At 58.5% G+C, this 24656-nt stretch carries 26 protein-coding genes; 10 read left to right on the top strand and 16 right to left on the bottom strand.

Going from position 1 to position 24656, the window contains the following annotated elements; translation table 11 throughout:
* Positions 1-95 precede the first annotated feature (95 nt).
* The 3 genes from ACN2TU_RS19300 to ACN2TU_RS19290 all read right to left on the bottom strand — a co-directional run bounded on the left by ACN2TU_RS19300 (position 96) and on the right by ACN2TU_RS19290 (position 6544).
* Entirely contained in the window at positions 96-2411 is a 2316-nt protein-coding gene (locus ACN2TU_RS19300) for a hypothetical protein (protein ID WP_435157630.1), read from the bottom strand.
* A gap of 512 nt (positions 2412-2923) precedes the next feature.
* A complete protein-coding gene (locus ACN2TU_RS19295) occupies positions 2924-4330 on the bottom strand; it encodes a DUF4397 domain-containing protein (protein ID WP_435157628.1) in 1407 nt (468 codons plus the stop codon).
* Positions 4331-4684: 354 nt separating this feature from the next.
* A complete protein-coding gene (locus ACN2TU_RS19290) occupies positions 4685-6544 on the bottom strand; it encodes a bacterio-opsin activator domain-containing protein (protein ID WP_435157627.1) in 1860 nt (619 codons plus the stop codon).
* A gap of 122 nt (positions 6545-6666) precedes the next feature.
* On the opposite strand from ACN2TU_RS19290, the gene ACN2TU_RS19285 reads away from it, so the two are divergent.
* Together ACN2TU_RS19285 and ACN2TU_RS19280 are read left to right on the top strand one after the other, a co-directional pair.
* Entirely contained in the window at positions 6667-8007 is a 1341-nt protein-coding gene (locus ACN2TU_RS19285) for a M28 family peptidase (protein ID WP_435157625.1), read from the top strand.
* 114 nt (positions 8008-8121) lie between these two features.
* On the top strand, positions 8122-8337 hold the full coding sequence (locus tag ACN2TU_RS19280) for a hypothetical protein (RefSeq protein WP_435157623.1): 216 nt from the start codon (positions 8122-8124) through the stop codon (positions 8335-8337).
* A gap of 6 nt (positions 8338-8343) precedes the next feature.
* Here ACN2TU_RS19280 and ACN2TU_RS19275 read toward each other — a convergent pair whose 3' ends face one another.
* Complete coding sequence (locus ACN2TU_RS19275; protein ID WP_435157834.1) at positions 8344-8844, bottom strand: DUF6789 family protein; 501 nt, start codon at positions 8842-8844, stop codon at positions 8344-8346.
* Between the two features lie 115 nt (positions 8845-8959).
* Between ACN2TU_RS19275 and coxB the strand changes: the two genes are divergently transcribed.
* From coxB to ACN2TU_RS19260, 3 genes are read left to right on the top strand one after another with little or no spacing between them, the layout of a single operon-like run.
* The gene (coxB, locus tag ACN2TU_RS19270; RefSeq protein ID WP_435157621.1) at positions 8960-9739 is read left to right on the top strand and encodes a cytochrome c oxidase subunit II; all 780 of its coding nucleotides are present in this window, start codon (positions 8960-8962) and stop codon (positions 9737-9739) included.
* Positions 9736-12189 carry a cbb3-type cytochrome c oxidase subunit I gene (locus ACN2TU_RS19265; protein ID WP_435157619.1) on the top strand — a complete coding sequence of 818 codons (2454 nt, stop codon included), beginning with the start codon at positions 9736-9738 and terminating at the stop codon, positions 12187-12189. Before coxB ends, ACN2TU_RS19265 begins: the two co-directional genes overlap by 4 nt.
* Before the next feature lie 2 nt (positions 12190-12191).
* A complete protein-coding gene (locus ACN2TU_RS19260) occupies positions 12192-12452 on the top strand; it encodes a cytochrome C oxidase subunit IV family protein (protein ID WP_435157617.1) in 261 nt (86 codons plus the stop codon).
* A 5-nt stretch (positions 12453-12457) separates the two neighbouring features.
* Here the strand turns inward: ACN2TU_RS19260 and ACN2TU_RS19255 are convergent, their stop codons facing one another.
* Both ACN2TU_RS19255 and ACN2TU_RS19250 read right to left on the bottom strand, forming a co-directional pair.
* Positions 12458-12916, bottom strand: coding sequence for a hypothetical protein (locus ACN2TU_RS19255; protein WP_435157615.1), 459 nt, complete (start codon positions 12914-12916; stop codon positions 12458-12460).
* A 165-nt stretch (positions 12917-13081) separates the two neighbouring features.
* Positions 13082-13828 (bottom strand): SIR2 family NAD-dependent protein deacylase, encoded by a 747-nt coding sequence (locus ACN2TU_RS19250; protein WP_435157613.1) that lies wholly within the window; start codon positions 13826-13828, stop codon positions 13082-13084.
* 127 nt (positions 13829-13955) lie between these two features.
* Here ACN2TU_RS19250 and ACN2TU_RS19245 point away from each other — a divergent pair, with 127 nt between their 5' ends.
* Positions 13956-14357, top strand: a complete 402-nt coding sequence (locus ACN2TU_RS19245) for a universal stress protein (RefSeq protein WP_435157611.1) — start codon at positions 13956-13958, stop codon at positions 14355-14357.
* A gap of 133 nt (positions 14358-14490) precedes the next feature.
* The gene (locus ACN2TU_RS19240; protein ID WP_435157610.1) at positions 14491-16221 is read left to right on the top strand and encodes a cbb3-type cytochrome c oxidase subunit I; all 1731 of its coding nucleotides are present in this window, start codon (positions 14491-14493) and stop codon (positions 16219-16221) included.
* 86 nt (positions 16222-16307) lie between these two features.
* Here ACN2TU_RS19240 and ACN2TU_RS19235 read toward each other — a convergent pair whose 3' ends face one another.
* The gene (locus ACN2TU_RS19235) at positions 16308-16508 is read right to left on the bottom strand and encodes a hypothetical protein (RefSeq protein WP_435157608.1); all 201 of its coding nucleotides are present in this window, start codon (positions 16506-16508) and stop codon (positions 16308-16310) included.
* A gap of 184 nt (positions 16509-16692) precedes the next feature.
* Positions 16693-17184 carry a DUF6789 family protein gene (locus ACN2TU_RS19230; protein ID WP_435157607.1) on the bottom strand — a complete coding sequence of 164 codons (492 nt, stop codon included), beginning with the start codon at positions 17182-17184 and terminating at the stop codon, positions 16693-16695.
* 120 nt (positions 17185-17304) lie between these two features.
* Between ACN2TU_RS19230 and ACN2TU_RS19225 the strand changes: the two genes are divergently transcribed.
* The gene (locus ACN2TU_RS19225) at positions 17305-18150 is read left to right on the top strand and encodes an aldo/keto reductase (RefSeq protein ID WP_435157606.1); all 846 of its coding nucleotides are present in this window, start codon (positions 17305-17307) and stop codon (positions 18148-18150) included.
* Positions 18151-18166: 16 nt separating this feature from the next.
* Here the strand turns inward: ACN2TU_RS19225 and ACN2TU_RS19220 are convergent, their stop codons facing one another.
* Both ACN2TU_RS19220 and ACN2TU_RS19215 read right to left on the bottom strand, forming a co-directional pair.
* On the bottom strand, positions 18167-18586 hold the full coding sequence (locus ACN2TU_RS19220; RefSeq protein WP_435157605.1) for a DUF6653 family protein: 420 nt from the start codon (positions 18584-18586) through the stop codon (positions 18167-18169).
* Between the two features lie 187 nt (positions 18587-18773).
* Positions 18774-19142: a PPOX class F420-dependent oxidoreductase gene (locus ACN2TU_RS19215; RefSeq protein ID WP_435157603.1), complete on the bottom strand. Its 369-nt coding sequence runs from the start codon at positions 19140-19142 to the stop codon at positions 18774-18776.
* Between the two features lie 206 nt (positions 19143-19348).
* On the opposite strand from ACN2TU_RS19215, the gene ACN2TU_RS19210 reads away from it, so the two are divergent.
* Positions 19349-19909: a SprT-like domain-containing protein gene (locus ACN2TU_RS19210; RefSeq protein ID WP_435157601.1), complete on the top strand. Its 561-nt coding sequence runs from the start codon at positions 19349-19351 to the stop codon at positions 19907-19909.
* A 28-nt stretch (positions 19910-19937) separates the two neighbouring features.
* On the opposite strand, the gene ACN2TU_RS19205 is transcribed toward ACN2TU_RS19210, so the two are convergent.
* Genes ACN2TU_RS19205 through ACN2TU_RS19195 form a run of 3 tightly spaced genes read right to left on the bottom strand, consistent with a single transcriptional unit; the run spans position 19938 to position 21517 of the window.
* Positions 19938-20300 carry a DUF7344 domain-containing protein gene (locus ACN2TU_RS19205; RefSeq protein ID WP_435157599.1) on the bottom strand — a complete coding sequence of 121 codons (363 nt, stop codon included), beginning with the start codon at positions 20298-20300 and terminating at the stop codon, positions 19938-19940.
* Between the two features lie 53 nt (positions 20301-20353).
* Positions 20354-20800, bottom strand: a complete 447-nt coding sequence (locus tag ACN2TU_RS19200) for a universal stress protein (RefSeq protein WP_435157597.1) — start codon at positions 20798-20800, stop codon at positions 20354-20356.
* A gap of 57 nt (positions 20801-20857) precedes the next feature.
* Positions 20858-21517 carry a helix-turn-helix domain-containing protein gene (locus ACN2TU_RS19195; RefSeq protein WP_435157595.1) on the bottom strand — a complete coding sequence of 220 codons (660 nt, stop codon included), beginning with the start codon at positions 21515-21517 and terminating at the stop codon, positions 20858-20860.
* 89 nt (positions 21518-21606) lie between these two features.
* Between ACN2TU_RS19195 and ACN2TU_RS19190 the strand changes: the two genes are divergently transcribed.
* Positions 21607-22962, top strand: coding sequence for a cytochrome P450 (locus tag ACN2TU_RS19190; protein WP_435157833.1), 1356 nt, complete (start codon positions 21607-21609; stop codon positions 22960-22962).
* 76 nt (positions 22963-23038) lie between these two features.
* Here ACN2TU_RS19190 and ACN2TU_RS19185 read toward each other — a convergent pair whose 3' ends face one another.
* From ACN2TU_RS19185 to ACN2TU_RS19175, 3 genes are all read right to left on the bottom strand, one after another.
* Positions 23039-23167 (bottom strand): hypothetical protein, encoded by a 129-nt coding sequence (locus ACN2TU_RS19185; RefSeq protein WP_435157594.1) that lies wholly within the window; start codon positions 23165-23167, stop codon positions 23039-23041.
* 158 nt (positions 23168-23325) lie between these two features.
* On the bottom strand, positions 23326-24027 hold the full coding sequence (locus ACN2TU_RS19180) for an SDR family NAD(P)-dependent oxidoreductase (protein ID WP_435157593.1): 702 nt from the start codon (positions 24025-24027) through the stop codon (positions 23326-23328).
* A gap of 59 nt (positions 24028-24086) precedes the next feature.
* Positions 24087-24623, bottom strand: coding sequence for a 20S proteasome subunit A/B (locus ACN2TU_RS19175; protein WP_435157591.1), 537 nt, complete (start codon positions 24621-24623; stop codon positions 24087-24089).
* Positions 24624-24656 lie beyond the last annotated feature (33 nt).

Raw genomic sequence — 24656 nt, 5'->3', positions numbered from 1 at the left:
ATGACAAAAATCGGTTTGGGTGCGCCTGTTCGGACGGTGAGCGTCATCTTTAGTTTAAAAAAGAGCGGTTGAACCCGATGGTACCGACCTGTCTGTTATCCGGTAGCGTTGGCAGGCGGTTCCGTGGGTTGCGGTTCCGGCTGTGGTTCAGTCGGTTGCGGTTCCGGCTGTGGTTCAGTCGGTTGCGGTTCCGGTTCGGTTGGCTGTGGCTCCGCCGTCTGCGTTCCAGCCTCAGTTCCGGTCGCCGTACCCTCCTGTGCACCTTGCTCTGCGGCATTCTGAATTTCTTCGATGCTCGCCCCGGCGGCTGCTGCGGCGACACCTTCCTCAGCACCGTTACCCGCGAGGGTTTGGATGACTCGGATGCTGATGTTTTGGTTGACTGCTGCCGTCTCGACCGCACCAGTCGCTCCACCGTTCGCCGCGGCTTGCGCCTCTTCTGGCGTTAGGCCGGGGTTCTGTGCAGCCGCGTCGAGGGTACCCTGTGCACTCCCGAGTGCGGCTACTTGGATAATCCTGATTCGAATGTTCTGGTTCACCGCCGCCTGCGTGGCACCTTCGGCGGCACCGATCGCAGCAGCCTGGACGATTCTGATTTGGATGTTTTGGTTCACTGCACCCTGTGTCGCTCCTTGTGCTGCGCCGGAAGCGGCCGCTTGGATGATTTCGATGTCAACGTTCTGGGTCACTGCACCCTCGGCGGCACCAGCAGCAGCAACCTGGATGATTTCGATATCGATGTTTTGGTTCACTGCACCCTGTGTCGCACCCTCAGCCGCACCGACCGCGGCAGTCTGGATGACTCTGATTTGGATGTTCTGGTTCACCGCTGCCTGCGTGGCACCTTGTGCCGCACCAGCAGCAGCCACCTGAACGATTTCTATATCGACGTTTTGGGTCACCGCACCCTGTGCCGCACCGACCGCAGCGGCTTGGATGATCTCGATATCGACGTTTTGGGTCACCGCACCCTGTGCCGCACCGGCGGCGGCGGCCTGGATGATTTCGATATCGATGTTTTGGTTCACCGTACCTCGTGTGGCACCCTGTGCTCCACCGGCCGCAGCAGCTTGGACGACGTCGATATCGACATTCTGATCCACTGCACTTTGCGCAGCACCTTCGGCTCCACCAGCGGCAGCAGCTTGGACGACATCGATATCGACGTCTTGGTTAATTGCGCCTTGCGCTCCACCGACGGCGGCAGCTTGGACGACGTCGATATCGACGTCTTGATTGATTGCGCCCTGGGAGGCACCGGCGGCGGCGGCCTGGACGACGTCGATGTCAACGTCTTGGTCTATCGCACCTTGGGTGGCTCCTTCGGCACCACCGACTGCGGCGGCTTGGACGACGTCAATGTCGACGTCCTGGTCTATCGCACCTTGTGTCGCTCCCTCGGCTCCACCGACTGCGGCGGCTTGGACAACGTCGATGTCGACGTCTTGATTGATTGCACCTTGTGCTCCACCGGCCGCAGCGGCTTGGACGACGTCGATGTCGACGTCCTGGTTAATTGCACCTTGTGCTCCACCGGCCGCAGCAGCCTGAACGACGTCGATGTCGACGTTCTGGTCTACCGCACCTTGTGTGGCACCCTTTGCTCCACCGACGGCGGCGGCTTGGACGACACCAATGCTCACGTTTTGATCCACCGCACCTTGCGTGGCTCCCTCGGCTCCACCGACGGCGGCAGCTTGGACGACGTCGATGTCGACGTCCTGGTTAATGGCACCTTGTGCTCCACCAGTCGCGGCAGCTTGAATCACGTCGATATCGACGTCTTGATTGATTGCACCCTGTGCTCCACCGGCGGCGGCGGCCTGGATGACGTCGATGTCGACGCTTTGATTCACCTGATTCAACGCCAGACGCGAAGCCGTCGTGGTGTTGTTATCGGCGGTCGTTTCGTTACCAGTGGACGCGTTATCCGCTGTCGCGTTCCCGGCCCCGGAGAGAGCACCGAAAGCCGCTCCCTGTGCCGCCGCTTCGAGCTGGTCGGGGCTCGCGTCCGAGTTCTCCAGCGCACCGTTGACAGCACCCGAAATTGCCGCCTCTCGCTCCGCGTCACTCACCTCGACTCCCGCGTCGATTGCTTCCTCGACACCTTGTTGCGCCCCGTTGAGGGCTGCTTGCTGGCTTTCGTTGCCTTGCGTTGCGTTGTCCGTTGTTTCGTTACCAGCTTGTGTCGTTTGGTTCTCGGTCTGCTGAAGACCGAGACTCATCTTTTTCGGGGCTTCTAACGAGTGCAGTTCATCAACCGGTGCGGGCGATGAGAGTTGCTCCGAATTCGGTGCGTCTCCCGTTTGTACGTCGTCTGACTGTCCGAATGCTACGAGCGGAACGCTCGTTCCGGCAACTAACAGGACTGTGATAATGACGACGATACTCTGCTTCAGGCTTATGGACATTGTACCACCTGTCCAGTTCGAATTTCTGTTCGCTGTCTAATACGAACCGCTTTCGGTGTGGAAATCATGGTCTTGTGTAGCGGCGACGCCGCTCGACACGCTATGTCATCGGAAACCGATTTCAATCCAGTATAGTGTTAATTACGTTCACCAGAAGTAACGAAAATGACTGTAGAATGACCGAGAGGTATTCGTCGAAACCGAAGAGGGAACCACTAAAGCAAGAAATCTCCGTCGATATAGGAAATCCAATCGTCGCGAAGTCCATGAGAACTCACGTCGTGGAAATAAGCGTATCGAGCGATAGTATCGCTCAGTGGGAAATAGTAATCGACCGATGCTCAGAAGTTCCGAAGGCCGGTGGTGAAGTATCGAACATATCAACTATGACAACGTAATCGTACCTCCGCTATTTTCGGAATAATCTACCAATCGAACCATGATATCAAGTGATTCGGAACACAATAAGTGTGATTTATGACCGTCGTCAAAAATGAATGTATGACGACAGCTTAGTTCGTCGCGTCCTCCGTGACGACGAGGTCGAAGGAATCACAGTCGGGTTCGTCGTCGGGCGTCAGGTAGCCTTCAGCGAAGCTAGTGTATGCGTTTCCGCCCTCGACTTCCACGTCGAACGTCGCAACCGGTTCACAGCCTGCGTCCTCCGCGGGCCACACTGCGAGCGTGTAGCTTCCGGCAGGAACTTCCATGTAATCGCTCGCCTCGCCGAAGGCCACGTCACTGAACAGTTTCTTCTTCCCGTCCATCACGGTCACGTCAACTGCCGGGGCGTCCGGTGAGGCGTGTGCGAGACGGACGGCAGCCATGTCGTCGCTCGGGGACGCATCGTCCACAAGAATCCATGGCTTGAACTCCGTGTCGTCGCTGGTCAGTTCACCGACGGCGGCGACCGTATAGGCCATCGCATCCACCGTCACGTCGCCTTCGAAGGCAACCGTACTCGGGTCGCCTGCGGCGGTGATTTTCACCGTGTACGTTCCGGGTTTTAGGCTCAAATAGTCGCTGACTGCCTTGAACGGTACGTCAGAGAGGACTTTCTTGTCGTCCACCCACACGTCCACGTTCGGCGCGTCAGGCGAAGCATGGGCGACGCGAACCATCGCGTCCATCATGTCCTCTTCCGTGTCATCCGTACCCTTCACCGAGTCCTGTGCGACCACGAGGTCGAACATCTCGCTCGCCGGTTCGTCGTCGGGCGTCAGGTAGCCTTCGGCGAATGCCGTGTACGTGGTACCTGCTTCGAGAGTTACGTCGAAGGTTGCCGCCACGTCGCCGTCGTTCGAATCTGTGTCGCCGCGGACTTCGAGGGTGTACTGGCCCGGTTCGACCTCGAGGTAGTCGCTGGATTCGCCGTAGGCGACGCCATCGAACAGGGTCGTCTCGCCGTCCATCACGGTCACGTCAACTGCTGGCGCATCAGGGGCGGCGTGAACGAGTCGAACTCGTGCTTTGCCCTCGGTCGTACTCGTATCGTCTTGAAGCACCCACGGCTTGAACTCGGTATCCTCGCTGGTCAGCTCGCCGACCGCGGCGACCGTGTAGGTCATCGCTTCGAGGGTCAAATCGCCCTCGAAGGCGACGGTGCTCGGGTCACCTGCGGCGGTGATTTTCACCGTCCGGGTTCCGGTTGGAACGTCGAGGTAGTCGCTGACTGTCTTGAACGGGACATCGGAGAGGGCTTTCGAGCCATCTACCCATACGTCCACGTTCGGGGCGTCAGGCGAGGCGTGGGCGACACGCACTTTCGCCATTTTCGAATCCCCGTCAGTTTTCGAATCGTTGCTGTCCGATTGGTGGTCGTCGGCACCGACGACGGCTGCCACGCCACTGCCGCCGAGCATTGTCAAAACGCCTGCGCCGCCGATGGTTTTTATTGTATCACGTCGGGTTGTTTGCATCGAATCTCCCCGTTCTGGTGATGGGGCGGCTGTAATAAATCAGAAATACCCAACTAGTTCGGTCAGTTTGTTCTCGGGTAAAAATACGAAGACTATCAACAGCACTCTGAGAGATACAATTCGACGTTTACTGGCTTTCTGTCGCTAGAATCAGGAGGTGATGGTGGAATCAACTGCGACGGATAGTAGCCGTTACACTCGGGTTTCGAAATCCATCGAAGAACCAGCACTATTTTTGATCGCAATCCCGGCAGCAATCACGTCACTGTCTGCAATCGAATGGTTGCGCATTCCGGGACTGATTAAAACGCTGTTGTACCGGAAATCGAAACGATACGACGTGAATACACGCTGTTAGACCTCCTCGTCGCCGAAGAACTCGCCACAGAGTTTGCGTTCCGCCGCCCGAAGATGTTCGTGGAACGTCGAACGCGAGATTCGCATCGATTCGGCGAGTTCCTCGCCGGTGACGGGTCGCGGCCAGTCGAAAAAGCCACTGACGTAAGCGGTTTGCAGGGCGGTTAACTGGCGCTCGGTGAGATTGTCGGTCAGGGTCTCGATGAAGTCCTGTTTCGTCTTCGCAGGTCGCTCGCGGTGGCGGTAGGCGAGCAGTTCCGTGCCGGGATACGAATCCTTCAATCGCTCGACGAGGCCGCGAACATCTGCTTCCTGGGGGAACTCGACGATGACCCGAGATTCGCTCGGGGTCGCCGAAATCGATTGGGTCTTTCCACCGTACTCGGACATGGTCGAGACGAGCGTGCCCGGCGGGAGGACGAATTCGAACAAGGCTTCGCCGTCGTGTTCGGCGACCAGTCGAGCATCGGTCACACCCGACTTGTTTTCGACTACCTCCAACACGTCGTCCGAGGACGCACCGTGAATGGAGAAAAACGAGACGACAGAGCCGTCGTCGCGGTTGGTCGATTGGAGATACTCGACTTCGGCACCGGTTCGATTGGCGATATCCACGAAGAAAAGATCGGTACTCTGGAAGGCGAACTCCGCTTCGACCACGCTGTCAGCGATGAGGATACGGCGCGTTTCGCGGGCGTTGATGGCGCTGGCGATAGCCCTACCCAGCGACCGAAGGACGACCTGTTCTCGTTCGTCGAATGCATCCGACTCCGTGGCGCAGATGACGAGGACACCGTATTCCGTGTCGTCGTACGCGATGGGAACCGCAGCGACTGCCTCACAGCCCTCGATACCGAGTTCGTCCACCTGTAGTTCGCCGGTTTCGAGTGCATCGGCGACGATCGGGTGTTCCGGTTTCGGGTCACACTCACCAGCCACCGCCTGCACTTCGACGCTATCGGTTCTGATGTCGCGTTCACCGACCCACGCGAAGTTGTACGGTTCGACGCTCGAAACTCGTTCACACACCGCCGTCTCGATTGCCTGTCGGGTGGGTGCTTCGACCACCGCGCTGGTCACGTCACCGAGGAGTCCCTCGATTCGTTCGAGCAGGTGCTCGCGTTCCTCGGCCCGCCGTCGGGCCGCAAACTCGGCGTTCTTCCGTTCGGTGATGTCGGTCTGGAACCCGCCGAAGTGAGTAACGTCACCTGTGTCGTCCCGAATCGGGGCGATAGTGATCCGATTCCAGAACTCTTGGCCGTCCTTCCGGTAGTTGCGAAGTTCGACCGAGACGGGTTCTTCGGCGTCGATTGCGGCCCGCATTTCGGCGACGGCGTTGGGGTCTGACCCTTCTCCTTGAAGGAACCGACAGTTGCGCCCGAGCACCTCCTCCGCAGAATAGCCCGTCAGTTCCTCGAACGACTCGTTGACGTAGATGAGCGGTTCGTCGTTCGGTTCTCCGTCGGCGATGGTAATGCCGACGGGTGCTTCGTTGATGGCCCGCTCTTTCAGTTTGAGTTCGGCGGCCACATCCTCCAACACCTCGATTTCGCGGAACATGAGCGTCACACCCGTCTCGTTGGGGTGCGTCGTCGCTTCGTACCGCGCGCCACCGAGGGACAGAGAGAAGGTCTGCGATTCACCGTCCGTCATCGACCCCTGACAGTGCTCGTGAATCGTCTCGCCCGCAGAGGTCGGCAATGCGTCGGGCAGTCGTTCCCCGATACCGAGTGCAAAAACGTCTCGTGCAGGGTCGTTTAGATAGGTAACTCGCCACTCGACGTCGAGTGCAAGCACCGGTTCGGCGATGCGCTCGACGGCGTTGCGCGCCGTGCGAGTCCGGTCAGCGGAATCCATACTCGCCCGTACGACCTGCCCAAAGATAGTAGTTCAGTTATCGACGGCACGTCGGTTCATCAAGTAGCTGTAAGGCGTGCCGGGTTCCGGAGGTTCTTGATGACCGAGTGGGTGGTCAAACCATGTCACGACTACCCAAATCGGTCGTCGGCGACGCCGTTACGAGCACCGAATCGTGGGAAACGCTCGAAGCGCTCGTCTCGGTCGGCAACCGAATGGCGGGACAAGCGGGCGAAGCGGACGGCGCGCAGGTCATCGTTGACGCCTTCAAGCGCGGTGGCGCGCGCGAAGTCGAAATCGACGAGTTCGAGATTCCGGGATGGTGGCGCGGGTCGTCGTCGCTCGCGGTCGGTGACGAAACGCTCACCGCAGACCACGAAGCCATCGCGCTCCCCGGAACGCCGAGCGGCGAAGCGACCGGCGAATTCGTCGATGTCGGCTACGGATTGGCCGAGGATTTCGAGGAACGGGATCTCGACGGAAAGGTCGTCATGGCGTCCAGCGAGACCCCCGACGACCATGGGCGGTGGATTCATCGGATGGAAAAGTACGCCAGCGCTGCTGACGCCGGTGCAGTCGGGTTCGTCTTCCGAAACCACGTCGAAGGCTGTCTTCCGCCGACCGGCGAGGTTGGCTACCACAACCGTCCCGGGCCGATTCCGGCAATCGGCGTCTCCGCCGAAATTGGGGCGCGACTGCTGCGAGAGCACGACAGAGGGGACGAGGAGAGGGGAGACGAAGCGACTGTTACGGTCGACTGCCGAAACGAACTGACAAACTCCAGAAACGTGGAGACCGTCGTCGGCCCCGATACCGAGGAGGAAGTGTTGGTCACCGCCCACGTCGATGCCCACGACATCAGCGAGGGGGCGAACGACAACGGCGCTGGAAGCGCGCTCGTCGCCGAAATCGGGCGGTTGCTCAGACAGGTCGAACTCGATACGCGAGTGAGACTCGTCACGTTTGGGTCGGAGGAAATCGGCCTCTACGGTGCGTACCACTGGGCCGAAGCGCACGATTTGGAGTCGGTGAAATGCGTCATCAATATCGACGGTGCGGGCAACTCCAGAAACATTGGCGTCGGAACGAACGGGTTCACCGAACTCGGCGGAACTTTCGAGGAAGTCACGGACGGGATGCGCGTTCCGCTCTCCACACATGAGGGAATCAGCCCCCACGGCGACCAGTGGGCGTTCGTGCAGGAGGGTGTCCCGTCGGTGATGGCCTACTCTCGGTCGGAGGGGAGCGGACGCGGTTGGGGCCATACGCACGCCGATACGCTGGATAAGCTCGATATCCGTGATCTGCGAGCGCTGGCTCTCGTGCTCTCGAACGTGGTCGTCGCGGTAGCCGAATCGGAGCGCGAAATTCCACACAAATCGCGTGAGGAGATTCGCGAAGAAATCGACGAGGGTTACGTCGAAGAATTGAAAACCGGTGGTCGCTGGCCGTACGATGAATAACGTGAATGTAATTTGTGATGAATACCGTCAAACAGTGACAATTGTCATGAAAGGGTTACCACCGTTGCTGATACAGGCATGGCTTCTTTTAGTCGTCAGGACGGTATTTGATACATGTCGAACACAGTTTCACTCACCGATGCCGAGATAAATCGACTCATCTCGATCCTGTCCGAGTACCAGATGCGAACTGGAAAGGATGTCGAAGACCTCCTCGAAACGTTCCGAGCGGAGGAACTGGAACCGGAGGCGATATACACAGAGTCGATGAAACCACCCGACGATAGCGACGACCCCGAGTCACCGTGGGAATCGAAAACGCGAGAGTAACGCCCCTTACACCAGCGTAGTCGGGCGTTTCGAGAGGTAATCGAACACGGCACCGAGAGCGAACCCGTAGGCGAAGTGGCCGAGCAGGGTAAGCACGAGATACAGCGCCAGGAGAAGTCCGGTGTAGCCGTCGTAGAACGCGAGTGCGAACCCGGTCCAGAGGACGAACCCGTAGGGGATCCCCTTCGTCGCGTACTTTTCACCCGGGAGATACGACCCGATTGAGGCGAACAGAAGCGGCCATGTCACCATCCCACCGGCGAGGAAGACGAGATAGCCGACCGCCGCCGGATTCGAGGGAAAAAGTGCCTCCGTTCCGGTGAGTTCGGCGAGGACGGCGAACGAGTTCAGGTCGAACGCCCCGAGGGTCGCCCCGACCATGAGCACCGCGGTCATGACCGCAGTACCGACGAGACCGCCGATTGCACCGATAAACCCGTCGACGACGATTCCGGTGAGGGTATCGAAATCCGGTTCCGTGGCACCTTCGTTCACATCGACTTCCATGACTGTTTGTGTGTCATTATCTGCCATGAAGGATGATACTACATGAAAGGACAAAAGCGTTCCCGAGGAGTTCCCCGAAACCGCTAAGTGAATAGACGTATATTAATAATGAAGGATGTTGGAATACGTCCGATTCTTCCCACTACACGACGGTGCAAGTGGTCTCATTCCACGCGGAACGCGTGCGGAGGTGTTCCAACAGATTTTCGATGTGTTCCTCCTCCTCGGTATTCTCGTCACCCTCGTCGTCATCGGGTACATGCTGTACACGGCGTACAGATACCGGGACGGCAACGGAACGCACGAGTTTGACCCGCCCAAACTGGGAGAACTCCCGACGGGAAGCGGTCACGGCGGGGGAAAACTTCGAACTTCGTTCTTGATGAGCGGCATCATCGTCGTCTCGCTGGTTCTCTGGACGTACGGAACGCTTCTCTACGTCGAAGATGATGGCACGACGGAAGCGAAAGACGCGATGCAGGTCGAAGTCGTCGGTTCGCAATTCAATTGGAAATTTATCTATCCGAACGGACACGAAAGTAGCACGCTCCGAGTGCCGGAGGGGAAGACTGTACAGCTAACCGTCACATCTACCGACGTGTTCCACACGTTTGGCGTCCCTGAGCTACGCGTAAAAACAGACGCGATACCAGGGCAACAAACGGATACGTGGTTTATCGCCGACGAAACGGGAACCTACGAAGTGCGGTGTTTCGAACTCTGTGGGGCCGGTCACTCCTACATGACTGCGGATGTCGTCGTGATGGAACGGGGCGAGTACCAGTCGTGGTACGAGAGCACCAACAGTTCTGCCAACGATAATAGCGCAGCCAACGATTCGACGAAGCGGACAGCAACCCAGGGAACGAATCGAACGACAACGGGATCAGCATGACCGACGAAACCAACGCCCACGGCGCATTTCCCCCGACGAGTTCCGTCCGACGATGGCTCGTCACGACGAATCACAAGGATGTCGGAATCCTCTATACGATTACCGCACTCTTCTTCCTCATCTTCGGTGGCGTGTTGGCGTTGTTGATGCGCCTTCAGTTGTGGACGCCGGGAACGGGAATTCTCTCGGCCACATCGTACAATCAGGCCGTCTCCACCCACGGCCTCATCATGATTTTCTGGTTCCTTTCACCGTTCGCGTTCGGGTTCGCCAACTACGTGGTTCCGCTCCAACTCGGCGCGAAAGACCTCGCGTTTCCACGGCTCAACGCGCTTTCGTACTGGCTCTATCTCTTCTCGGGAATTTTGCTCGGCATCTCCTTCTTCCAAGGCGGAAGCTTGGCCGGCGGATGGACGATGTACGCGCCGCTGAATCTCCCCGTCTACACCCCGAACGTCGGAGCATCGACCGCAGTGTTGGCACTGATGCTGTTCGTCGCCTCAGTGACGGTGTCGTCCGTCAACTTCCTCACGACGATGCATCGAATGCGTGCCGAAGGGATGACCCTCTGGCGGATGCCCCTGTTCTCGTGGACGATTCTGCTCACGGTCTGGATGATGCTGTTCGCGTTTGCGGCGCTGCTTGCGGCCCTGCTCATCCTCGCTTCCGACCGACTGCTCGGGACGACCTACTTTACCGCGACAGCAGGCGGGTCGATTCTCTGGGCACATCTTTTCTGGTTCTTCGGCCATCCCGAGGTGTACATCGTCTTCTTCCCGGCAGTCGGCGTGATGGCGGAAACGTTCCAGACGTTTACCGGCAGGCGACTCGTCGGACGAAAATGGTTCATCTTGGCGATGATTCTCGTCGCGGTACAGAGCTTCGCGGTCTGGATGCATCATATGTTCTTGACGAGTATCAACCTCCAAATCAAGACGCTGTTCATGGCAACGACCATCGGTATTTCGCTCCCCTTCGACCTGATGGTGTTTGCGCTCATCTACACGATGATCAAGGGGCGCGTTCGGTTCGTTACGCCGTTTCTATTCTCGTTCGGCGCACTTCTCCTGTTCATCCTCGGCGGAATTACCGGCGTTTTTCTCGGCGCAGTTGTCCTCGATTACGAATTCCGGGGCACGTACTGGGTCGTCGCGCACTTCCACTACGTGATGGTCGGCGGCGTGACGGCATTGGTCGGCGGCCTCTACTACTGGTTCCCGAAAATGAGCGGAAAGCAGTACGACGAGTTCCTCGGCAAAGTCCACTTCGCGATGTATTTCGTCGGCTTCAACCTGCTTTACTTCCCGATGTTCCTCGCGTGGGAGACCCCTCGTCGGGATTTCGTCTACGACCCGGCGTTCATCCCGTGGCACCAACTCGCCACCGTCGGCGCGTTCCTGCTCGGCGCATCGTTCCTGGTAATGTTCTACAACCTCTCGAAAAGCCTCGTCGTCGGGGAGCCCGCGCCGGACAACCCGTGGTCGTATTCGACCACCACCGAGTGGGCGATTCCCTCGCCGCCGCCCCTCGAAAACTTCCCCGGCGTTCCGAGTTTCGTAGACGGAAGACTCCGGTTCGACCGCGGTGAGCGCGGCGCGCTAGAGGGAGGTGTAGCGGACGGAGCGACTGATGGTGGAATGGTCGCATACGAGACGCAACAACCGCAACCGGCCCACGCCGAACACGAGGTAGACCACGCGAGCATCTGGCCGTTCGTCGTCGGTCTGGGAGCCTTCTTCACCTTCCTGGGTATGTCCGGGTTCGAACAAGGGCAACTCACCGGCGGGATGGCCTCCCTCGTCGCACTCGGCGTGGGAATTTCGCTCGGCGGGTTCGCCCTCGTCTCGATGGCTCGAGAACGGTTCCGCGGGCCGGAGGGGCCGTTCGGCGAGAGTTGGCCTTTCGCGGGCGTGGAAAACATGAAACTCGGCATGTGGATTTTCCTCGCCTCCGACGTCGTGCTGTTCGGCGCGTTCATCGGGTCGTACGCGTTCATCCGGGTCGCCAGCGGCTGGGTGCAGTGGGAACCGGTTCCCCACGACCCGATTCCCGGGCTGATAAACACCTACCTCCTGCTGACGAGCAGTTTCAGCGTCGTGCTGGCGCTCGTCGCCGCGGAACGAAACAGTAAGCGTGGACTCATCGCGGGCCTCGTGGTCACGTTCGTTCTCGGGATTGCCTTCCTTGTGAACAAGGGTCTCGAATGGCGGGAGTTGTTCCACGAGGGACTGACGATTTCCAGCGGCATGCGTACTTCGACGTTCTACTTGACGACCGGACTGCACGCGGCCCACGTCATCGTTGGCCTGTTCATCGTACTGTACCTCATCGTTAGAGCGTGGAACGGAGCGTATCTGGACGACGAACGACCGGTGGAGTATTTCGGCCTCTACTGGCACTTCGTGGACATCGTCTGGTTGTTCCTCTTCCCGCTGTTTTACATCCTGTAACCATGACCAACGCCAAACTGTACACGGCGATTTACGTCCTGCTGTTCGTGATGGCGACCGCGCAGGTTCTCGTGGAGTTCGCGGGGCTGACGTACTGGACTGCCTTCGCAGGGATAATCGTGCTGTCGTTCGCGAAAGCGCTGCTCGTGGCGGGGTACTATCAGCATCTGCGATACGAACCGCGGTCGATTACGGTCGTCGTATTGGTGGGTCTGCTTGCCGCGCTGGCGCTAACGCTCGCGGCGTCGTATTCGATTCTGTAGCGTCGCTACGCCATCACGAGTTTTACAATCACGGCGACGATGAATAGAGCACCCCAAACCCAAAGTGCTGTGAGCGTCGCCTGTGCGCTGTCCAGCCCACGATAGCGCGAAGATTGGTACGTGCCCCAGAATATGTACCCCGCGACCAGCGCAACGGAGAGGGATACAACGAGAAGCCACGCGTTCCGTCGAAGGGATGGCGGAACCGCCTCACCGCTGACAAAGAGGACGGCCCCGGCACCGATTCCAAGGGTTGCAACGAGAAAGCCAAGCACCCAGCCGGTGGGATTCCTGGCGATCGTACGAAGCAGTTCGAACTCGGCCTCCCCGTCCGACCAACTCGGGCCGGACTGTTTCGGCAGGATATACCGTTGCCAATCCCTCGCTCGAACGAGTGCGAGTCCGAGCACCACGAGCAAGAATCCCATCACGAGGGCGCTTACGACGTAGCCGAGCGCTGCCATACGTTATCAATTATAATTATATTCCCAACGCTATAAACGTTCGTTCGATAGAATGGAAAACGGGGGTCGAAATCAGATTTCAGGCGAACTGCTCGACGGCGTCGTCGATTCGGTCGCCGAACGAATTTACGTCGGTCGTGTCGGGTGGCAAATTTTGAACCGAAGTCACATCACTGAATTGCGCAGGTTCGGAAGCACATCGGTCACATCGCCGTGGATATCGAAGTCCGAAAGGGTGTTGAACGGCGTTTCGTCGAAATTGATGACGGCGGTGGTCGCTCCATTCCGGTCGGCGACTCGTGGCAGGGAGGCGGCGGGTTCGACGGAGAGTGACGACCCGATTGCGAAGAACACGTCCGCCTTCCGCGAACACTCGCGAGCGTTCTGGAGGTCGGTTCGCTCCAGCTGCTCGCCAAACAGTACCACGTCCGGTTTGAACACGCCGTCGCAGTGGCCGCAGCGGGGCGGTCGTTCTCCCGATTTGACGCGTGCACTAATCGGAGCAGCGTCGGTTCGGCGACCACAGGATGCACAAACGACGTGGTGGGCGTTGCCATGCAGCTCGATGAGTTCTGCAGGTGTCGTGCCGTCGTGTAAACCGTCGGTATTCTGCGTGATGATTGCGTGAAGATAGCCTTCCTCGCCGAGTTCGCGGAGCGCGTCGTGGGCGGGATTCGGTTCGATAGTCTTGCCAAACATCGTCTCGTGGAGTTCGACACGGTCAACCCAGAACCCCTCAGGGTCGCCACGAAATCGCCGATAGTCGAAATCCTCGGGGTTGAATCGGTTCCATATACCCGAGTCGCTTCGAAAGTCCGGAATCCCCGATGCGGTACTCATGCCCGCCCCGGTAAGTGCGACCACGGTATCGGCATCTCGAATTTCCTCAGCGAGGAGCGCCACCTGTTCCATACGACTGTATCAAACGTGGCGGGGTTGAATAGTTGTGGACGATCGAAAATGGGAATACAATCATGACGAAATTGCAGGGTTTACCCCTGCCACCCAGTTTATATCGCCCCCGGTTCTTTTTCCGCGCATGGCCCACATCGTCGTCGGAACCGATAGCACCGAGACGAGCGAGAAACTCTGTGATTACCTCCTTTCACGACTCGACGGGGACGAATCGGTCTCCATCCTCAACTCACTCCACGGCGGCAACGACGAGGAAAAAGTTCGCGACGGGAAGGAAGCGCTGTCGGTGTTCGAAAAACGACTCGCGGACATCGTAACCGTCGAGACGGAACAGAACACCGCCGCTAGCGACCCAGCACACGACATTCTCACGCTCGCGGACGCGGAGGAGGCCGACGAAATCGTCATCGGACTTAGCCAGAAGCGGAGTCCAGCCCAAAAGGTGCTGTTCGGCAGTATCACCCAGTCGGTGCTCACCCAGACAACCCATCCGGTCGTCGGCGTTCCCCTTCAAGATGACAACTAATCGGGGGTGATTCCGTTTTCATTCCGTGAGAATGGCCCCGACGGTTAAGAGATGTCCGTCCTAACGTCGGGACGAGACCAGTATCGCACAGCAACTACCGCCAGCAATTGACGATATCTCGTACCCGACCACAATGAACCTCTTCGGTGAAGCCGCCGCTGGTGCAGGTTTCGGAATCGCACTGGTAGCGGTCGCACTCTGGCTGTCCCGTTCGATAGACGAGCAAACACGAACCCCGACTGCGAAGCCCGATGGCGGGTACGCCACCGGGTTCGAGTCCGGATACGGTAAACCGACCGGACTCGTCAGATGGATAACGACTGTCGACCACAAGGATATCGGCGCGCTCTACTTGTTACTCGGCGCGCTGGCGTTCTTCTGGGGCGGAACGGACGCGATGATGATCCGAACCGAACTGTTCACATCGCAGGTGGACGTGTGGAACGCCGAGACGTACAACGGCCTGTTCACCATGCACGGGATTACGATGCTGTTTTTCTTCGCCACGCCCGTGCTGTTCGGGTTTGCGAACTACTTCCTGCCCCTGCTCCTTGGGGCCGACGACATGGCGTTCCCGAGACTGAACGCCATCGGCTTCTGGCTCCTTCCGCCAGCCTTGCTGTTGGTTCGGTTCGGTCTCATCTCCGACGTTGGTGGACACATCATTCAACCGATTCTTGGGCAAGCGGCCGCACAACCGTTTTTCGAACTCAAGCCCCCGGAGACGGGATGGACGATTTACACCCCGCTGTCGCGCCAACAGCCGAATCCAACGATCAACCTGATGTTGCTTGGTCTACACCTGTCTGGAGTAAGCACCACCATCGGGGCCATCAACATCATTGCCACCACGTTCACGCAGAAGGAAGTCGATTGGGCCGAGATGGACATCCTGTCGTGGACGTTCCTCACGCAGGCGGGGCTCATCCTGTTCGCATTCCCGCTGCTCGGCAGTGCCCTCATCATGCTTCTGCTCGACCGCAACTTCGGCACCACCTTCTTCGCGCTCGACGGCGGCGGGCCGATTCTATGGCAACACCTGTTCTGGTTCTTCGGCCACCCCGAGGTGTACATCCTCGTCCTCCCGCCGATGGGACTGGTTAGCCTTATTATCCCGCGGTTTGCGAGCAGGCGACTGTTCGGGTTCAAGTTCGTCGTCTACTCGACGCTCGCCATCGGCGTGCTTTCGTTCGGTGTCTGGGCACACCACATGTTCACGACGGGCATCGACCCGCGAATCCGCGCGAGTTTCATGGCTGTGTCCCTCGCCATCGCCGTGCCGAGTGCGGTGAAGGTGTTCAATTGGATTTCAACGATGTGGAACGGCAACGTTCGACTGGAAGCCCCGATGCTGTTCTGCGTGGGGTCGATTGCGACGTTCATCATCGGCGGCGTGACCGGGATTTTCTTGGCGGCGATTCCGGTTGACCTCGTGCTCCACGATACCTACTACGTCGTCGGTCACTTCCACCTCATCATCATGGGGCTGATTCCGTTCGCCATGTTCGCCGCCGTCTACTACTGGTTCCCGCTCTTTACGGGCCGTATGTTCAACAAAACGCTGGCACGAGTCCACTTCTGGCTCACGTTCATCGGCGTGACGATTACGTTCAACGTCCTCGTCGTCCTCGGGATGCTCGGACTGCCGCGTAGATACGCGGAGTATTTCCCGCGGTTCGAACCCCTTCAGCAACTCGCCACGGTGGGCGCGGTCATTATCACGCTCGGAACGCTCGTCTGGATGTGGAACATGCTTCAGTCCTACCGAAAAGGGCCGGTTGTCACCGACGCCGACGTGTGGAACCTGAAAGAACACGGGTTCTTCTCGGGCGAATGGCAGTGGTTCGAGGAACGACTGAAGTAGTCAGCGCCGGAGGGCGGTCGGATGATATTTTCAGCAAACAATAAGCGACTAGTGCTGGAATCGGTACGAAATCCGAGGGACGTCTATCACTCGCCGGAGAGTTGCAGTGCACGAGCGATGATGTACATGAGAACGATTCCGGAGCCGACTGCGAGGATGAACTGCCCCACTAACGTGAATAGTACTCCAATCACCGAGTGTCCGCTCAGCAAAAACACCACTGTGAATGGGACGAGTGCCATCGCAACGAATACGCCGATGAGTTTGGCGAGCGGGACGACTTCCATGAGAACCTGAGTTGTGTCTATCGTTTCAGTTCTGCGATCAACGAATGGAGTAGACGGCGGCATCTCTCCGTATTTTGACGATTCTACTCGTATAAGTTTTCTCTAATGGAAGCCATGCCGACACATTCATGGCCGTTATCAGGTGCGATGGTCGGTAGGATGACCGTTAGTCAAGAAGTGACACTCAGTGCGTCGTCGGTTGCTGCGTGAATCGTGCGTACAGAATCCCGAGCGAGTAGCCGTAGGCAAGATGCGCGAGCAGGGTGAAGACGAGATAGAGCACGAAAAACGGCCCCGCGAGTTGGAGGCCCGCCGACCCCAACAGGAGGAACGCGACCCAAAGAATCAGCGCGAAAACGATGCCGCGGATGCCGACGTCCTCGCCGCCCGGAATCGCCCTGAGATTGTCGTCTACGGCCGCGAACAACAGGGGCCAAACGACGACGCCCGCGAAGACGAACACCGCGAATCCGAGATACAACTGGCTGGGCATCCCGACGAACTTCGCAACTGCGGCGGGAACCCCGAGCGCGAATCGGGTTTCCGCTTCGGCGATGGCGAAGATAAACAACATCAAGCCGGTGCTCAGGATACCCGCCTTGACGGTCTGAATCGCCTGCTGAACGGCGGGTGGGAGACCGGATTCGTCGTCGAATCCCGCGACTTCCTGTGACATACTAACTGTCATGAGTGGAAATGATTTATAAGTATTGCCCTTCCGTCGGTCGGAAGGCGCGGTGTTTCGTCCCACACAGTTCGCCAAAAGACGTTACCCACTGCCTCGCAATCTCCCTGCATGGCACTCGAAAACGAGAGCGACACGTTCGATATCGGCGGCGAGATGACCGTCCATCGACTGGGTTTCGGCGCGATGCGACTCACGGGAGAGGACATCATCGGGAGACCGGAGAGCGAAGAAGAGGCACACCGAGTCCTCCACGAGGCGATTTCGCTCGGCGTGAATTTCATCGACACGGCAGACTCCTACGGGCCGTGCGTCAGCGAGCGGCTTATCGGGGAGGCACTGCATCCATATCCCGACAACTTGATGGTTGCGACGAAAGGGGGTCTCCTGCGAAACGACGATGGAGATTGGCTACCGAACGGTGACCCCGATTACCTCAGAAACGCGATTCTGGGCAGTCTTGACCGCCTCGGAACCGACAGTATCGACCTGTATCAACTGCATCGTCCAGACCCGGACGTGGATTTTGCAGACTCGGTACACACCCTCGCGGAACTCAAAGACGAGGGAAAAATCGAACACGTCGGGTTGAGCAACGTGGACGTTGACCAACTCGATACTGCCCGTGACATCGTGGAAATCGCGACGGTACAGAACCGCTACAACGTCGCCGACCGCGAACACGAGGATGTCCTTTCGGCCTGCGAAGACGCCGGAATCGGGTTCATACCGTGGTTCCCGCTCGGCGCGGGCGACCTCGGTGACAAGGCAGACCCACTGCGGGACATCGCGAACGCTCACGATGCTTCACAGCGACAGGTTGCGTTAGCATGGCTTCTCCATCACTCGCCGGTTACGCTCCCGATTCCCGGCACGTCGAGCGTCGAACACCTTCGTGCGAACGTCGCATCGGCTTCCATCGACCTCTCCTCGGACGAGATGGAACGACTCGACTGAACGAGACGGCTCCGAGTCAATCGAACGTCTCGCTGTGTGTCTCGTAATATCGCACCATCTCGCCGACAAACCAGAATTTCAATCCGGCAGAGAGGGCGGTACAAACCGCTGTTTCACGAGGTTTCCGTCGATATGCTGAATACAGCCCGTAGACGAAAATCGGAACGTTGAGTGTGTTCAGCACGTTGGGGTAGCCCGATTTATCGCCGTGTGCTATCCAAAGTTGCTCGCCACGGACTCCTTTGTACATCCAGCTATCGGCCGCCTCTTCCGGGTCGGGTTTCGGGAACAGAATCGGATTGACGATGATGAACAGTATCGTCATTCCCAGCGCTCGCCAATCTTGGCGGTAAAGCGCAATCATCAACACCGGGTAGGATAGCACCCGCGTCCAGCCGCTTTTCGGGTTCGAATGCCGTTCCCAGAATGTCTGCATCAGTCGTTCTCGGGTCGTTTCGGACGAATTTTCGTGTCGAGTCGGTCGGTTCCCTATCGCACCCATAGGACGACTACGCCAGCAGGGAAGAAAAATCGACCATGCTGACGGCAAACGTCGAAAATCCATCTCTTCGAGGTGGTGGCGGGAAAAATGCGTTTTCTGCGGATAAACGAACGGCAGGGGTTCAGTCGATCCCCCAGGAGACGATTCGTTCGGGCGTTATCCGCATCCACGCCGCATCGAAGCCCGGGCCGAGGTGCTCGCCGTCTTCGGTAAATGTCTCGGCATGGCCACGTATTTCGATGCCTCGCGGTCGCCATGGGTCGGTGCTGGCCAAGTCATCAACGACGAAGGCGACGTGGGGATTCCGTTCGGCATCGCGGAATTTCTTGGACGCACCAAAATTGCGCCCGCCGATGTGAATCGTACCGTCGTCGATTTCGTGGTGGAAGCCAACCGGAACGACGTGCGGTTTGGTACCCGCAACAGTCGCAAGCCGACCCAAGCGTTGGTCGTCCAAGTAGGCGTTCTCCTCGTCGGTAAACGCGCTCATGCTGGTTCTCCACTATACAGTTGGTTCGCTGAACGGTTAAAAACCTCTGTGGGGTTCCTGAACCGTTTCTACTTGTTGGGTACGAATGATCACGAAGGAACGTAGCCATCACGGCCGTTTCGGTTCGTCGTGTCCCACAGTGTTCGACCGGGATCAAATCTCACAAGAGGGAAAGTTATGTGGCGCAGATGAGAACGCCACGACGAATGGAACCGGCAACGAGCGAGGAACCGGCGACGCGCGACGAACTGCTCACCGCCGCCGAGAGCTACGCCGAAACGGTTCCGATCGGGGTTTCCCTCTCGGACATCGACTGGGAGTGTTCGGAGCGTGCGGTTCGCCGTGCAGGAGCGTGCATCTATGACCGTCGGACAGGACACGTCACGATTCGACTGACATGGAGCGCCTACCGCGCGTTCGGCTGGGAGGAGTTCACGGGTACGATTCGCCACGAACTAGTTCATGCGTGGGAGTTCCAGCAGTTCGGCGAGTCGGGGCACGGCGCACGGTTTACCGAGAAAGCGAACGAGCTGGATGCACCGCGACACTGTCGGTCGTTTTCGGACGCTCGGCTCCGACTGCGCTGTTCGGCCTGCGATTGGGAAACACGCCGGTATCGCGCCTCGAAGGCTGTCAAACGTCCGTCACGGAGACGATGTGGTTCCTGCGGGTCGCGCTATCACGTCGAGCACGTCGAGAGCGGGAAACAGTGGCGAACCCACGCGGGGTATTTGGTCGCGCGCAGAAAACTCGGCGACGAGTGGTAGTGGTCAATAAACCCCTGACAGCGAGAAGTCACGTAGAGAAATCGTCCACCAAAGAAAGGAATTCCGCGATAGGCTTCGCGTTCTCGCCCGGGTACAATGTTTTGCTCGGGCCGTCGGGTGCCGAGAGTACGCCAGCCTCCTCCAGCACCGAGATATGCTGTTGATAAAACGTCGTATAGACGGTGGTACGCTGGTTGCTCGTGGCGTTCGGGCCGAACTCCTGGGCAGTCACTTCGTCGACCAACGTTCGCATCAGTATCGGGTTGTCTATTTCGGCCATGATAGAAATCGCGTGGCGACGGCGTTCGACCCGACAGAGGTTGAACAGTTCGTCCTTGGACAGGGCTACCGGCTCTGAAATCGGCTTGCTGCCGAGTAATCGCCCCAACATTCAATTGTCATGTCATCGGAGCATCAACTTACCAGTTCCGATTCGAACCGTCGCTATTCGGTGACGACAGTAACTGCTCCGTCGAAATCGAGGATGACTGCCTGCGTTCGGTCGCCGAAGATAGCTTTGCCAGTCGGCGAACGTTTCCGGCCAGCGAGGAAAACGTGGTCACAGTCGAACTCCTCCGCGGCACCAAGGATCTGGTCGCGTTCGTCACCGACTCGTCCCACGGCCTCGTAGTCGACATCGATACCGTCGAGAACTTCACGTCCGATGTCCTCGGCAAACTGACGGGTGCCTTCGAGCGCTTGACCGGCAGTGTACGACGTTTCGAGATTCGGAATATTTTCGAGCGATTTTCGTGTGTCCTCGTACTCTTCGTCGCTCGTAACGTGGAGCAAGACGAGGCTAGCCCCAACGCCCTCAGCGAGTTCGCCCGCCTCTCGAACCAGTTCTTTTGCGGATTCGGACGCCTCGACGACTGCAACTGCTCGATTCATACCAGAAATTGCCACAGACGGAAGGTAAATAAATTGCCCTTCGTGAGAGAAATGGTTCTAATCGAAATAGCTAGCGACCAACTTCGACTCGATTCGTTGCAGATGTTCGCTCACGGTTCCGGTCGAACGGTCGAGTTGCCCCGCCAGTTCCCGATGGGTCGTCTCGCGTGGTACCTCGTAGTATCCTTCGCGGACGGCGAGTTCGAACAACTCCAGTTGTCGCTCGGTCAAGATGGACGACAGTTGCCCTGTACTCGGTTCGTACTCCCCAAGTCGTTCCAGTCGGAGGCGAATCCCGTCGGGAAGTTGGCTCGTGGCCCGTCGAATCGCCGGATTTGTCCCGAGAACCGTTAGTTGGAGACCCCGCGAACCGTCGATATCGATATATCGCATTGGCCAGTCGAGCACGATTTCGTGTTCGTGGAGGAGCGAGAGCAGTTCGTCGACGACGCCGGCGGTTCGACACTGGAGGTAGGCGACGCCACGGCCGTCACCTCCGACAACGTCGAACTCGAATGCGTCCGATGATTCCGCCAACAACGCTCTGGCGCGATCCAAATCGCCGCGCAGTTCGAGCAGTTCTACGTACATTCCGTCGTGAACCGGGCTCAGATAATGAATCGCCTCGACGGTTACGGCCTCGTTCCGCGCGAACTGTTCCTCGATGGGATGAACCTGCACGTCGTCCCACGTCAGCACGACCGTCGCAGATCTCATGCTCGAACGTCAAGACGTTCGGTATATAAATCCACCTAGGATGCTCGGATATAGACATAGAGGGAACGGACGACCATATGAGAACAACATTGAGTAGCGACACACCCCCGGTTACGGAAGAGACGCCGCCAGGTCCCGACGGACTCCCGATAGTCGGCACTCGATTGGCGTTTCTTCGAGACCCGTTCGGATTTATGACGCGAACAGCGCGCGAGTACGGCGATATCGCCTACTTCGAGGAACCGCACGGAGCCATCTACCAGCTTGCCCATCCCGAACACATCGAACACGTTCTCGTGCAGAACAACCAGAATTACGTCAAAGGGGACATCTTTCAGGGGACGTTGGGACCGATGACTGGCGACGGAATTTTGAACAGCGAGGGTGCCGTCTGGCGGCGAAATCGCCATCTCATCCAACCTGCTTTTCACCCAGGTCGTATCGAAGGGTACGCCGAGATGATGACGAACCTTACCGAAGAACTACTCGACACGTGGGAGGACGGCGAGACGCGATTGATTCACCAGGACATGATGACGGTGACGCTGAAAATCGTTGCGCGCGCGCTGTTCGGTGTTGATATCGACGCGCACGTCGAACCCATCGCCGAGTCGCTCGAGGAGTTCATGGAAGCGACGGAGAGCCTGTCGAACTTCGTCCTCCCGCCAAGTATTCCGACCCCGTCGCGGTTGCGAATCCAAGAAGCACGGAAAAAGCTCGATACGGTCGTGTACAAACTTATCGAGGAACGGCGTGCCGACCCGGGCGAACAGGACGTTCTTTCGACGCTTCTCGATGTGACCGACGACGACGGCCATCGCATGACGGACGAGCAGGTTCGGGACGAAGTCGTGACGCTCCTCCTCGCCGGACACGAAACGACTGCGCTCTCGCTAACGCTGACAATGTACGCGCTCGGCGAGCACCCGAAAGTCGAGGCGAAGCTCCTCGCCGAACTCGACGAGGTTCTCGACGGGCAGCCGCCGACGATGGCGGATCTTTCGGAGTTGACCTACACCGAACAGGTGGTCAAGGAGTCGATGCGTCTCTACCCACCGGTGCCAGGAATCATCCGCGAACCCGTCAAACCCGACATCATCGGGGGATACGAAATCCCTGCTGGTGCGACGGTGCAGATGAACCAGTGGGTCGTCCATCGCGACCCGCGATGGTATGACGACCCCCTCGCGTTCCAGCCGGAACGCTGGACCGAGGAGTTCGAAGGGTCGCTTCCGAAGTTGGCCTATTTCCCGTTTGCAGCGGGACCACGACGCTGTATCGGCGACCGATTCGCCATGCTGGAGGCGCGACTCCTGCTCGCGACTATCTACCAGCAGTACCACCTCGAACTCACACCGGAAACGGAACTCGACCTGATGGCGACGGTCACCGCCCGACCTAAAAAAGCCATCCCGATGACAGTCCATCGCCGGAGCGAACAGTAGAGGCTACTGTCGATGCATCGGCATAACCGGTGATTGTCTCAGTCATCTGTGGGACAAGTGAGAAAGAAACCCCATATCACCGTCGTCTCACTCCGCCCCTGCTAGACTGTGCGAACTCCGGTTCGCATGCGTATTCGTCACCGGTCAATGCCTTGACCGCTTCGAGCGTTTCGAGTCGTTCTCCGATTTCGGCGAGGAGTTCCACCCAGTGTTTCTGGTACCGGTGAGGGCGAGAACACCGAAACAGGCGGCAGAGAGGGCAGTTCGCCGGGAGCTATCGGGAACCCTACTACAAACGTGTTATCAAGCGGTAATAAAAGGTGACCACTCGTTCGGATGATCTGTTCGAACTCGGTACCCGACTTACCACTCGACGACCGATTTATCCCGCCAGAGCCGACCACTCGGACTACTCTGCTCGAATCGAGCCAGCCAAACCGGCGTTTCGGCTCCCTTCTCGACGCTCCGTGGAGCCCCTGAACCACCCATCTCGGTTCGAACCCACCCCGGACAGACCGCGTTTGCGAGAAGACCGGGATATTGTGACGCGAGGGCGTCGGTGAAGGCGTTCAATCCTGCCTTCGACACGCCATAGGGGAGGTGGCCTGCGTCGATACCGCCGCCACTGAACTGCCCGGAGCCACTGGAAACGTTGACGATTCGCGCACCTGTTTGCTCGGTAAGCAGGGGTAACGCGTGCCTGGTCAAAACGATTGGGCCGTGGAGGTTCGTCCGAAGCGTTCCGTAGATATCGGCAATCGAAAGCATCCCGAGTTTGCCGGTCGACCCGTACACTCCGGCGTTGTTGACGAGGATGTCGAGTCCGTCCTGTTCGTCCGCAATCGTCTCGATGGTAGTTCGAATCGACGATTCGTCGGTGACATCGAGTCGAATCGGAATGATTGCTGGTTTGCTAACTGTCACGTCGTCCGGGTCGCGCGCGCCAGCGTACACCGTCGCGCCGTGTTCCGCCAGTCGATTCGTGATTTCCGCGCCGATACCTCGGTTCGCGCCCGTAACGAGTGCGACCTGCCCAGTGAGCGTTTCGTGGAGGTCGATATCCATGGCGGAGCAACGACACCGAGAGGCATAATCGAACCCCCTGAGTCATTCCTCCTTCAGAATCAGCCGGTTCGTTCGAGACGAAACACGTCGATGCCAGTTCCGGTATCCGTCGTTCGTTCGGCGACAGCGTGAAAGGTGTCTCGAACGAGGGTTTCGACGGCATCCAAATCATCATCCGTCTCCGCCTCGTCGAGCAGTCCGAAGGCGACCGGCGCGCCACTTCCGAGGGCGGCAGTCTCGGTTTCCAACGTGCGCCCATCGCTCCCGACTTCGTGGAGGGAAACCGACCCATCCCCGTCCCGAACCGCGACGAGTGCATCGACACCGGTTTCTTCCGCGATTTCGCTTGCAGTTCGAGCGAGGCGGGTTGTGGACATCTGTTCGTCGTGGTCGGTTCGGTACGTTCTGAGTTCGGCATCAAGTCGGCGGTCGAACTCCTCGACCGAGCCGGGGTCGCCCACGGCCGCACACCCGGCGAAATCGTAGTCAAACAACCGCTGTACCGCGTCAGAGGTGACCGTATCGCCGTCGGTCTCTCGCCGGTCAGCGGCGAGAACGGCCCCCTCGAGACAGATTGCTCCTAGTACAGTTGCCATAGGTGACCAACGACGAGGAATGAAAAGAGAGTT

This window comes from Haladaptatus marinus, from assembly GCF_051194195.1.
The sequence above is the reverse complement of the archived record's forward strand: the minus strand, read 5'-3'. Positions and strand labels throughout refer to the sequence as shown.